Annotated in this window: 8 protein-coding genes and 1 pseudogene; 4 read left to right on the top strand and 5 right to left on the bottom strand. The window is 44.7% G+C overall.

Annotated elements, in window-relative coordinates:
- Positions 1–47: 47 nt before the first annotated feature.
- From LI091_RS08360 to LI091_RS08350, 3 genes are all read right to left on the bottom strand, one after another.
- Positions 48–1,679 (bottom strand): ABC transporter substrate-binding protein, encoded by a 1,632-nt coding sequence (locus LI091_RS08360; RefSeq protein WP_442860776.1) that lies wholly within the window; start codon positions 1,677–1,679, stop codon positions 48–50.
- 70 nt (positions 1,680–1,749) lie between these two features.
- Positions 1,750–2,646, bottom strand: a complete 897-nt coding sequence (locus LI091_RS08355; RefSeq protein WP_015526648.1) for a carbohydrate ABC transporter permease — start codon at positions 2,644–2,646, stop codon at positions 1,750–1,752.
- A gap of 11 nt (positions 2,647–2,657) precedes the next feature.
- Complete coding sequence (locus LI091_RS08350; RefSeq protein WP_015526649.1) at positions 2,658–3,596, bottom strand: ABC transporter permease; 939 nt, start codon at positions 3,594–3,596, stop codon at positions 2,658–2,660.
- A 297-nt stretch (positions 3,597–3,893) separates the two neighbouring features.
- Here LI091_RS08350 and LI091_RS08345 point away from each other — a divergent pair, with 297 nt between their 5' ends.
- On the top strand, positions 3,894–4,922 hold the full coding sequence (locus tag LI091_RS08345; protein WP_173734267.1) for a LacI family DNA-binding transcriptional regulator: 1,029 nt from the start codon (positions 3,894–3,896) through the stop codon (positions 4,920–4,922).
- A gap of 161 nt (positions 4,923–5,083) precedes the next feature.
- Positions 5,084–6,919, top strand: a complete 1,836-nt coding sequence (locus LI091_RS08340) for an amylosucrase (protein WP_173734266.1) — start codon at positions 5,084–5,086, stop codon at positions 6,917–6,919.
- Positions 6,920–7,020: 101 nt separating this feature from the next.
- On the opposite strand, the pseudogene LI091_RS08335 reads toward LI091_RS08340, so the two are convergent.
- Positions 7,021–8,175 (bottom strand): annotated as a pseudogene (locus LI091_RS08335) (FprA family A-type flavoprotein); the annotation flags it as partial.
- A gap of 250 nt (positions 8,176–8,425) precedes the next feature.
- Here LI091_RS08335 and LI091_RS08330 point away from each other — a divergent pair.
- Together LI091_RS08330 and sstT are read left to right on the top strand one after the other, a co-directional pair.
- Positions 8,426–9,781 (top strand): MATE family efflux transporter, encoded by a 1,356-nt coding sequence (locus LI091_RS08330; RefSeq protein ID WP_021652900.1) that lies wholly within the window; start codon positions 8,426–8,428, stop codon positions 9,779–9,781.
- A 235-nt stretch (positions 9,782–10,016) separates the two neighbouring features.
- Entirely contained in the window at positions 10,017–11,225 is a 1,209-nt protein-coding gene (sstT, locus tag LI091_RS08325) for a serine/threonine transporter SstT (RefSeq protein WP_173734265.1), read from the top strand.
- 165 nt (positions 11,226–11,390) lie between these two features.
- Here sstT and LI091_RS08320 read toward each other — a convergent pair whose 3' ends face one another.
- A complete protein-coding gene (locus LI091_RS08320; RefSeq protein WP_173734264.1) occupies positions 11,391–12,020 on the bottom strand; it encodes a metal-dependent hydrolase in 630 nt (209 codons plus the stop codon).
- Positions 12,021–12,065: the final 45 nt, after the last annotated feature.

Below are 12,065 nucleotides of genomic sequence, written 5' to 3'. Positions count from 1 at the left end.
GCTCTCTCTTTCTTTTTTATGTTTCTGACCGGTATCTTTTTCTGTTTTTATTTCTCTGTCTCACTAAGAGACTTCTGATACTGGTCAAAATATTTCTGTTTGATTGCCAGATAATCAGACAGTCCATACTGCTCCATCTTTTTCAGATAGGAATCCCATTCTTTATCGATGCCGCCATTCAGGATCCAGTCTGCTTTTTTCTGTTCCGCATACTTCTTGATATCCGTGTCGTACTGAGATACCTTATTGGTATCATCAATACTCATAAATACATTCGGATACACATATTTACTGTTCATATCCTTAAGATATGTTTCGTGCATATTGTCGAGACGCCATTTTGCATCTGCCGGCTCTGTTACATATACATCGTAATACTCGTTAAGTATTGCCAACGGTCCGTTTACAGACTGTGCTTCACGAACCTCTACCGGAGATGCATCTCCCAGATCCATATGTTTCAGCATCTGACCACCTTCTGCATTCTCGGACATCTCAAAGATATTAAATGAATCTTTTTCCCCGTAAGTACCCCAGTTATTCTGCGGAGACTGGATCGGTGCATACATCTGATCGATCCATGCTGCTGCCAGTGCCGTATTCCGACAGCTTGTAGTCAGAACGCAGCGTCCTCTGTCAAAGCCACTGGTTTCACTGTTATTCTGTCTTGTGATATTTACAAGACCATCCGGACCGGCCAGCGCCGGGAGCATTACATAATCTTCATTGTTATCAATATTTGCAATATCCCAGGTGAAACACAGACCATATCTGTGGTTCTTACCTTTTGCAACATAAGTTGACCATTCCTGGGTAAAAGCCTCCGGATCCACCAGCTTTTCTTCTACCAGCTGATGGAGCCACTGAATACCTTCTTTATAGCCTTCCTGTACAGTTGTATAAATAACGGTTCCATCATCTTTTACTGCAAAATGATCACCGGTGTCACCATATCCTTCTCCGAATCCGTTGATGAGAATTGCAGGATCCTGATCACCATTATTGATGATAAAGGACATCGGGATTACACCACCCTCAATGTTGAATTTCTTTTCCAGTTTATCTGCATTGTCGCGGAAAGCGATCAGAACCTGTTCCAGTTCCTCAGTTGTAGTCGGAACGTCCAGCTTCAGATAATCCAGCCATTTTTTATTAATGTAGGGAATATCTCCAATTGCCTGAATGGCTTCTTTCCCCGCACCAAGCTGCTCGATCCATGGGAAAGAATAAATATGTCCGTCCGGTGCTGTACACATTGTTTTGTATTCCGGGTATTTTTCAAATACAGCCTTAAGATTCGGCATGTATTTATCAATGAGATTTTCTACCGGAATAATGATTCCCTGTTTGGCATAACGAAGAAGATCATAATCACTCATCCCTGCGTTAAAAAGTCCATCCGGAAGATTTCCGAACTGTGCCAGCGCCAGATTTTTTTTGTCATCAAACTGATCCGATACAAAACAGGTCCAGTCAATGTGGACATTGGTCTGCTTTTCCAGTCTTTTAAAAATCGTTCTTTCATTAGGTTCCTGTGTAGATGTTGCAGGTGCACTGGTAATAAAAGACAGCTCTGCTTTTTCTTTCAGAGGAAAGGACACATCTTCCACCGGGATATCCGGATCTGTTTCTGCTTTCATGTGTTCTTTTCCGTTTCCACATCCGGCACTGCATACCATTATAATTGCAGAAAGCCCGATTGCCAATAATGCTTTCATTCTTTTTTTCATCATTATCAACCTCCTGTCATCAGCCTTTTACAGAACCAACCATAATGCCCTGGTCAAAATATTTCTGGAAGAATGGATACATGATCAGAAGCGGTAAACTTGATACAATGATCGTAGCATATTTCAGAAGTTCCGCTACCTTTGCCATCTGTGCAGTACTCTGGATATCTGCGATCATTCCGGGCTGCGGTGTATTCTGTACAAGGATGGAACGAAGTACCAGCTGCAATGGCTGCAGTTTCGCATCATTCAAATAAATCATAGCGTCAAAATAACTGTTCCACATTCCTACAAAGGACCACAGTGCAAGCACTGCGATGATCGGTTTGCATACCGGCATCATAATCTTGAAAAAATGCTCGATTTCCGTGGCACCGTCAATGGCAGATGCCTCTCTGAGTTCCTTGGGGATAGACTGATAATAGGTTCTGGCAAGGATCATGTTCCAGACATTAAACGCACCCGGAAGCAGGATTGCCCAGATTGTATTTACCAGATGCAACTGATTGATCAGGATAAAAGTCGGGATCATTCCTCCACCGAAAAACATGGTAATGAGAAAAATAACATTGAAGAAATTTCTTCCCACAAATTCTTTCTTGGACATTGGATATGCTGCCAGCAGAGTTACCAGAACTGAAATAATGGTAAACACCAGGGAATAAAAAAATGAGTTTGCAAAGCCTCTCCAGATCATATTATTTTCAAGAACTCTGCGGTACGCATCGATCGTCCACTTCCGCACATCAAAGCTGATCCCCTGGCTGTTCAGCACATTCGGATCCATAAAGGATGCGATCACAACATATAAAAGCGGAACCAGAATGGAAAGTACAAATGCACCCAGAAGTACGTATCCGATTCCTAAAATGGCTTTGTCAGATGCCGAATATTTCTTTTTCTTTGCTTTTGCCATAACAGCACCTCCTATAATCCCTCTCCGTCATTCAGTTTCTTGACTACCCAGTTTACAAAGATCAAAAGAATTACATTGATCACTGAATTAAACAGCCCCACTGCTGTAGAATATCCATAGTCTCCATTCAGAAGACCGATTCTGTATACATAAGTAGAAAGAATCTCAGATGCAGGAAGGTTCATATCTGTCTGCAGTGCATATGCTTTTTCAAAACCAATGCTCATAATATTTCCGGCCTGAAGGATAAACTGGATCACAATGATGTTTTTAATAGCCGGAAGCTGTACATACCAGATCTGCTGCAGGATATTTGCTCCATCCACCACTGCTGCCTCTTCCAGATCCTTACTTGCATTGGCAAGTGCTGCAGTATACATAATGGATGCCCATCCGGCTGTCTGCCAGATTCCGCTGGCTATGTAAATGGTACGAAATGCTGCCGGCATAGTCATCCAGTTGGCATCGGAACCGATCAGTTTATTCAGCGGACCTACCGGTGAAAGAAACATACGAACCATACCACAGAGTACGATAACGGAAATAAAATTCGGCGCATAGATCAGAAGCTGAATTTTTTTCCTGATCCCGGCTCTCCGGATCTGATTCAGAAGAAGTGCCAGGATGATCGGAATCGGAAATCCCCACAGCAGTCCGTAAATACTCAGTTTCAAAGTGTTCACAAGATAATTCATAAAATCCGGTGATGCCAGAAATCTCCGGAAGTATTCCAGTCCTACCCATTTGCTTCCAAATACACCATCAATGACATTGTAATCCTCAAAAGCGATCAGTACGCCACCCATGGGCACGTATTTGAAGATGATCGTCAGAAGAAGTGCAGGCAGCAGAAAAAACACATACAGCTGCCAGTTCTTTTTCACATACTGAAGCTTTTCTGCAGCAGTTCTTTTTCCTGCCGGAACAGCTTTCGCAGAACCTTTTTTCATTCTCTTTTCCTCCCGTTTTTGTTCTTTCGTTCTTGTTTAGTAACCGGTAAAGTAATCGGTTACTTTATAATTTGATACTACTATATGACATAGCTTCTGTCAACCTTTTTTGTTAATTTATTCAAGAAAAGTTACCGGTAACTTAACTGGTTATTTTTTTATTGCTATTTAACGTCTGTATTGTTATACTTAATTACATCAATCCAATTATCTTGTACGGTCTGCAGATTTCTCTTATATGATCACATCTGCATTCCGTATCATAACTTTCTGCTGTTAAAAGGAGACTATTTTTTTATGGCTAAAAAACAGGTAACATTTGCCGATATTGCAGAATACACTGGTTTTTCCAAGACTACGATCTCCAGATATTTCAATCATCCGGATTCTCTGACCCTGGAAAATCAGGAAAAGATCGCAAAAGCCCTTGATGAGCTCGGCTACAGAAAAAACAAGCTTGCCAGGGTTCTTGCCAATGGAAAAAGCGAATTTGTAGGGATCATTGTCCCGAACCTTTATCTTCATTATTATTCCGAAATGCTGACACAGCTTCTTCGAAGTTACTCCGATTATCATTACAAATTTCTGGTTTTTGTCAGTGATGGCGGCCCGGAGAAAGAAATGCAGTATCTGGACGAGCTGATGGCTTATAAGATTGAAGGACTTATTATTCTCAGCCATACTCTTTCCTCCGAAAAACTGGCTTCCTATAATATTCCTGTGATCGCCATTGAACGTGAAGCAGAACATATATGCAGCGTTACAACAGACAATTACATGGGCGGCATGCAGGCTACTTCTCTGCTGATACGTAATCAGTGTGATGTACTGATCCACATCAATGTCCATGTACCTGAGAATATTCCGGCTTATGACCGTATCCGTGCCTTTGAGGAAACATGCCGGGAATATCATGTTCCTTATGAACTGAACCTTAATGTTTCCGGTGATTCCTATCAGGAGCTTTTTGAACAGATGCGTGTGATCTTTCAGGATATTGACAGTAAATATTCCGGTCAGAAAAAAGGCATATTTTTATCCAATGATACTTACGCAAATATATTTCTCAATCTGATCTTCCAGAAATACAACTGTCTGCCGGATGAATATCAGATCATCGGATTCGATAATTCACCCATTGCTGCGGAGTCCATCATTCCGATCACTACTATTGGACAGCAGATTGATGTGATCGCACAGACTACCATGGAACTGCTTGTGGAACAGATGAACGAAATGAAGAAAAGAAAACCGGCACCGCTTCAAAAACCGATCCACAAAAAGATCACTCCGGTTCTGATACGACGGCAGACAACCGGAGACTGAAAATACTTACAACATTTTTCCATATTCCATAACAACCCGTATATTCATGTACCGGAAACTTCATGCTATAATTCTGTGGAAAAATGTCAGATAACCATTACCGCCGGGAAATATTTGACAGGTTTCCCGACATCTATAAATATCTATTCAGGGAGGAAATCATGAAAAAAGATCAGGAAATTTTTCAGAAACGTTTAAACCATCATCACGACGAGCTTCGCTGGCTGTACACAGAGCTTTATCACAATGATGACATGTTTGCAGAGCTCTGCGACCAGATGTACCAGTATTTTACAGCACGCCGCCGTGCTCTCAAAAACCGCGACCTCGAAAGAGAAAATAATCCGGACTGGTTCCGCCAGAAGGATATGCTGGGCATGATGCTCTACATTGACAATTTTGCCGGCAACATCAAGGGAGTTTCTGCCAAGCTTCCATATCTTAAGGAGTGTAATGTAAACTGTCTGCATCTGATGCCGTTCCTGGATACCCCGAAGGGCCGTTCCGACGGTGGTTACGCAGTAGCCGACTTCCGCAAAGTCCGCCCGGATCTTGGTACCATGGAGGATCTTGCCGCTCTTGCTGACAAATGCCATAAAAACGGAATGAACCTGTGTATGGATTTTGTTATGAACCACACCTCCGAGGATCATGAGTGGGCAAAAAAAGCACGCCAAGGTGATGGCGAATATATGAGCCGCTACTTCTTCTACAATAACCGCGAGATCCCGGACGAGTACGAAAAGACCGTACCACAGGTATTCCCAACCACTGCTCCGGGGAACTTTACCTGGCTTCCGGATATCGGTCACTATGTCATGACTACCTTTTATCCGTACCAGTGGGATCTGAACTACGGCAATCCCCGTGTTTTCAATGAGATGATGTACAACTTCCTCTTCCTTGCAAACCAGGGAATGGACGTGATCCGTATCGATGCGGTTCCGTATATCTGGAAGGAACTGGGAACTCCCTGCCGTAACCTGAAGCAGGTGCATACGATCGTTCGTATGATGCGTATGATCGCCGAGATCGTCTGCCCAAGTGTTGTACTTCTGGGTGAGGTCGTTATGGAGCCGGAGAAGGTTGTTCCCTATTTCGGAACCGTAGAGAAGCCGGAATGCCATATGCTTTACAATGTAACAACCATGGCTACAACCTGGAACAGCATTGCCACTCGTGATATCCGCCTTCTAAAAAAACAGATGGACATTGTAAACAGCCTTCCGAAACAGTACACCTTCCTGAATTATCTCCGCTGCCATGACGATATCGGCTGGGGACTTGATTTCGCCACCCTGAAGGAATGGGGCATGGATGAGCCATCCCATAAGCGTTACCTGAATGATTTCTTTACAGGAAAGCATCCGGGAAGCGACAGCCGCGGAGAACTCTATAATGATGACCCGGTAACTCAGGATGCCCGCTTCTGCGGAACTACTGCTTCCATGTGCGGGATCGAGGCTGCTCTTTTTGAAAAAGATGACGAGAAGCTGAAAAGGGGTATCCGCGAGGATCTGATGCTTCACGCATATATGCTTACCCAGTCCGGAATCCCGATGCTTTACAGCTCCGATGAAATCGGACGTCTCAATGATTATTCCTATAAAGAGGATCCGGATAAGGCTGCAGATTCCCGCTATATCCACCGTGGTGCTTTCCAGTGGGAGCTTGCCGGAAAAAGAAACTCCAAATCCTCCGTTGAGGGACAGATCTTCCAGACTCTTAGCCGCATGGAGCAGATCCGCAGCCAGGAATCTGTTTTTGATAAGGACTGTGACGTGTATACATACGATGTTCATGATGACAGCATCCTCTGCATCCTCCGCCAGAAAGGAAACGAACGTTTCATCGGAATCTTCAATTTCAGTGACAGCAAAAAAACTGCCTGGATGCAGGAGGAAGGAACCTTCCGCGATCTGATCACTGACCAGACACTGGAGCTTAAGGACGTGGAGCTTCCGGCTTATGGATTTATGTGGTGTAAGAGGATGTAACTGTTACTTGGTAAATAAAAAAGACGTGGACTTACGGATCCACGTCTTTTTATTATGTTATATCTTTATTTTTTATAAGCTGTTCTGGTATTCAGAAATTACTTGCAGAGCTCCTCTGCCATTGCATCGATCTCTGCCACATTCTCATCGCTGAGGGAGGACATGATCTTTACATTGTTCTCAAGCCATGTGATATTTTTACTCTTCTCGAACATTCCTTTCATGACTTTAGCTGCAGTCGGTGCCCAGCTTCCGTTCTCAATGAGGCCGATGGTGCGGTTCTGGTAATTACGCTCTGTCAGGTTCTCGATGAATGTACGCATAAACGGGAATGCTTCTCCGTTGTATGTAATGCTGGCCAGTACCAGCTTGCCGTAGCGGAAAGCATCCTCCACTGCCTCTGCCATGTCTTCTCTTGCAAGATCGCAGACAACAACCTTCGGGCAGCCCTTTTCCTCCAGCTTCTGTGCAAGAAGCTCTGCTGCTTTCTTTGTATGTCCGTATACAGATGTGTAGGCGATCATTACTCCTTCACTCTCTACTTTATAAGAAGACCAGATATCATATTTCTCCAGATAATGTCCAAGATTCTCGGTAAGGACCGGTCCGTGGAGCGGGCAGATGGTCTGGATATCAAGAGTTGCTGCTGCCTTGAGAAGCTTCTGTACCTGCGGACCGTATTTTCCGACGATTCCGATATAGTAGCGACGTGCTTCACAGTCCCAGTCCTCTTCTACATCAAGAGCTCCGAATTTGCCAAAGCCGTCTGCGGAAAACAGAACTTTGTCTGTGCTGTCATATGTAACCATAACCTCCGGCCAGTGAACCATCGGTGCAAATACGAAAGTAAGGACGTGTTTTCCAAGTGTCAGGGTGTCACCGTTGGCTACAATATGTTTCTTTCCTTCCAGATCCATTCCACGGAAGAAATTCTCCATCATGGTAAAGGTCTTTGTGTTGGCAACAACAGTTGTATCCGGGTATGCTTTCATGAAATTCTCAATATTTGCTGCATGGTCCGGCTCCATATGCTGGACTACAAGATAATCCGGTTTCGCACCATCCAGAACCTCTGCAACTTTTCCCAGCCACTCTTCTGTGAAGCCGGCATCTACAGTGTCCATAACTGCGATCTTCTCATCTTTGATCACATAGGAGTTGTAGGACATTCCGTTTGGCACTACATACTGTCCCTCAAACAGGTCTACCTGATGATCGTTTACTCCTACATAATAAATATCATTTCCGATTTTCATTGTATTGAGTTCCTCCTTAGTCTGCTGTATTTTATATTTCCAATATTTCTGAAAATACTTTCTTATTGCTCTCATTTATTATATCATTTATTATATCATTGTTCGTACTGAAATCAATGTAGAATCTATAAATAAAAACAAACCTCTGCGCCTGGTAAAAGAGCTATTTTCCCCTCTTTACAAACCTATTCCAACATAGTATTGTATACCTTGGATGAAGGAATTTTTTATAATTTTTATGAGGTAAACTATGTGTGAAAATGAAAAAAAGAAAACGTCTTCCATTGAGATGACCTCCGGCTCTCTCTGGAAAAATATCCTCCTCTTTAGCCTTCCCCTGATGGGGTCCCAGGTGTTGGAGGTTCTTTTTAATTTAAGTGATGTTGCGGTTGTAGGGCGATTTGCAGATTACATGGCACTTGGAGCTGTGGGTTCCACAACTCTGCTGGTCACTTTATTTACCGGAATCCTGATCGGCATGGGCGCCGGAGTCAATGTTCGTGTAGCACACGAGCTTGGTGCCGAAAACAGAAAAGGTACCGAAGAAACGATTCATACATCTCTTCTTCTCTGTGCCATCGCAGGACTTCTAGTCTGTGTCGTCTGTCTTCTGTTTTCCGGACAGATGCTGTCCATGATGAATACGAAACCGGAGCTGATGGACCAGGCTGTTTTATATATGAAGATTTATGCTCTGGGTATGCCGGCCATGGCTGTATACAATTTCGGTAACGGCGTATTAAGTGCCCGCGGCGATACGAAGCGACCGCTGATCTATCTTTCCATTGCCGGAGTGATCAACGTTCTTCTGAACCTGTTTTTCGTTATCGTCTGTCATATGGCCGCCGCAGGTGTGGCAACTGCCAGCGCGATCGCACTGTATATCTCCGCAGCGCTGGTAATGATCCACCTCCTTCGGAGAAAAGACGAATGCAGGGTATCCCTGCGTAAGCTCCGTCTTCACCCTAAGGCCTGTAAAGCAGTACTGCTTCTCGGTATTCCCACAGGTCTGCAGAACGGGATTTTTGCCATTGCAAATCTGTTCGTACAGACCGGTGTCAACTCCTTCGATGCAGTCACGGTTTCCGGAAATGCCGCTGCCGCAAATGCAGACTCTCTGATCTACAACGTCATGTTTGCTTTCTATACTGCATGCGCAAGCTTCATCGGTCAGAACTGGGGTGCCGGAAATAAAAAACGTATGCTGAAAACTTATGGGATCAGCCTTACCTATGCCTTCATCGCAGGTGCGATCCTTGGTGGACTGCTTCTTGTTTTCGGTCCGCAGTTTCTGTCACTGTTTGCCACAGAACCGGCAGTCATCGATGCCGGCATGGAGAGGATCCGGATCATGGGCTTCAGCTATGCCTTCAGCTGTTTTATGGATTGCAGTATCGCCGCTTCCCGTGGCATCGGAAAAAGTATCCCACCGACCATCATCATCATTCTGGGATCCTGTGTATTCCGTGTCATCTGGTTCTATACGGTGTTTGCACACTTCCAGACCATTTCCTCACTTTATCTCCTGTATATTTTCTCATGGGGAATTACAGGCTTTGCGGAGGTTCTGTTCTTTGCTGTAAGCTTCCGGAAAATTCGGACCTGATACTTCAAATATATAGCGCCAGACGAAGCATTGATCTGGCGCTTTTTATATCTTTCTCGCGTTTTATGTACATTTGTCTTTACAAGGCGGACATAATTGTATATAATTATCTTGTTGTGCTTTTACGCGATGCAGTAATACCGGCTTAGAACGATCCGCCCTTTACACTGGATCGTTGCTTTGTGGCTCAGCATTTTTTTAGCACACTCACACAATAGGAAAGAGGAAACTAGTTATGAAAAACCTGATTCAAAAATGGAACAGCATCAACCTGATCAAGCGTATCATCTGTGGTCTGATCGTTGGTATCATTCTCGGACTTGCGATCCCTCAGGCATCTGTGATCTCCATTCTCGGTGACCTGTTCGTCGGTGCTCTTCGTGGAATTGCTCCGCTTCTGGTGTTCTTCCTGGTAATGAGCTCTCTGTGCCACATGGGAAAAGGCCAGAAAACAAACATGAAATTCGTTGTTGTACTTTATCTTCTGGGAAATATACTCTCAGCACTGGCAGCTGTGATCTCCAGCCGCCTGTTCCCGATCATGCTGACTTTTTCCGAAAGTACAAATACTTCCGACGTCACTCCGCCAAGCGGTGTTGCAGAGGTCCTCAAAAACCTTCTGATGAACATTGTTTCCAACCCGGTTGACGCACTTGTCAACGCCAACTATATCGGTATCCTTGCATGGGCCATCATCTTCGGTATCGCACTGAAGGCCGCAAGTGAAACTACCAAGACTGTCATCGAAAACATTTCCGATGCAACCTCCACAGCCGTAAGATGGATCATCAGCCTTGCTCCATTTGGTATCATGGGCCTGATCTTCACAACCATCTCCGAGCAGGGGCTTGGCGTACTGTTAAGCTATGGCCGTCTGATCTGTATACTGGTGGGAACCATGCTCTTTGTTGCACTGGTGATCAACCCGATCATTACTTTCATCTGCACACGCCAGAATCCGTATCAGCTGGTTCTGCGCTGCCTGAAGGACAGTGGTATCACAGCCTTCTTTACAAGAAGCTCTGCCGCCAACATTCCGGTAAACATGGAGCTGTGCAAGGATCTCGGACTTGATGAGGATACCTACTCCATCTCCATCCCTCTTGGTGCGACCATCAACATGGGTGGTGCAGCGATCACCATTTCCATCATGGCTCTGGCAGCTGCACATACACTCGGTATCAGCGTAGACTTCCCGACCGCTCTGATCCTCTGCATCCTGGCTGCTGCAAGTGCGGCTGGTGCTTCCGGAGTTGCCGGCGGTTCTCTTCTTCTGATCCCGATGGCCTGCAGCCTTTTCGGAATCCCCAATGATGTTGCCATGCAGGTAGTTGGTGTCGGTTTCATCGTAGGCGTGATCCAGGATTCCTGTGAGACAGCACTGAACTCTTCCACAGACGTACTTTACACAGCATGCGCCTGCAGGATCAGAAAGAATAAATGATCACACTTATAAACCGTCAGGCGGATATTCATAATTGAAACAGGGGACTCCCTTGATTCGGTTAAAAGGAGCAGATCTTCCGTATTTGGAAAATCTGCTCCTTTTTTTGGCTTAACAATATCTGCCCCATATAAAATTATCCGTAATCGGTAAATAAAACATCCTCTACATTCGAAAAAGCTTCCAGTTCTCTCCCATCTGCACAGCCAGATATACGATCTCAAAGATCACAGCTACAGATCCAAGCTTAAAAAGCAGGGAATCCACAAAGCCTCCTGCCTTACAGAAATCCAGCGCAATGCCTCCCGGCAGCGGATACAGGATCCGTACCCGTTTCCGGTTAAAGCAGTCCAGCACTAGATGTGATGCGAATCCAACCACAAAATAAAGGACCAGCTTCGCGGACACCATGGATATGGCTGCACTTAAAATGGCCATAGCCATGATCGAATGCATAAATGACCGGTGCGGCTGATTTTTTCCAAAGGCGCAGACTGCAATAAAAATAATAACTCCCATGGCAACCGGCGCCATAGACTGGTTATTGCGGATCTTTTCCCAGATGGAAAAATCATAAAAATAATTCAATGCGATCTCTGCTGCCACAAGCAGTACCGCGATCAGTGTGAGCCTGTCCGCATCCTTATGGGATTTGGAGGTTCCCACATCAATGTCGCTGATCAATGCTCCAAGCATTCCTGTTCCTGCCGCAAGTACCAGACCGGAAACCGTAGAGGGCTGTGTAACTGCCAGCACTGTTCCGAGTCCGACTACCGCGTGTGTTTTTCCTGTCATAATTCTCCCCTTATTGTAAAAAATCTTCCGTTATTCAGGATTATC

Source organism: Blautia sp. MSK20_18 (genome assembly GCF_020553125.1).
GTDB lineage: Bacteria > Bacillota > Clostridia > Lachnospirales > Lachnospiraceae > Blautia_A > Blautia_A fusiformis.
The sequence above is the reverse complement of the archived record's forward strand: the minus strand, read 5'-3'. Positions and strand labels throughout refer to the sequence as shown.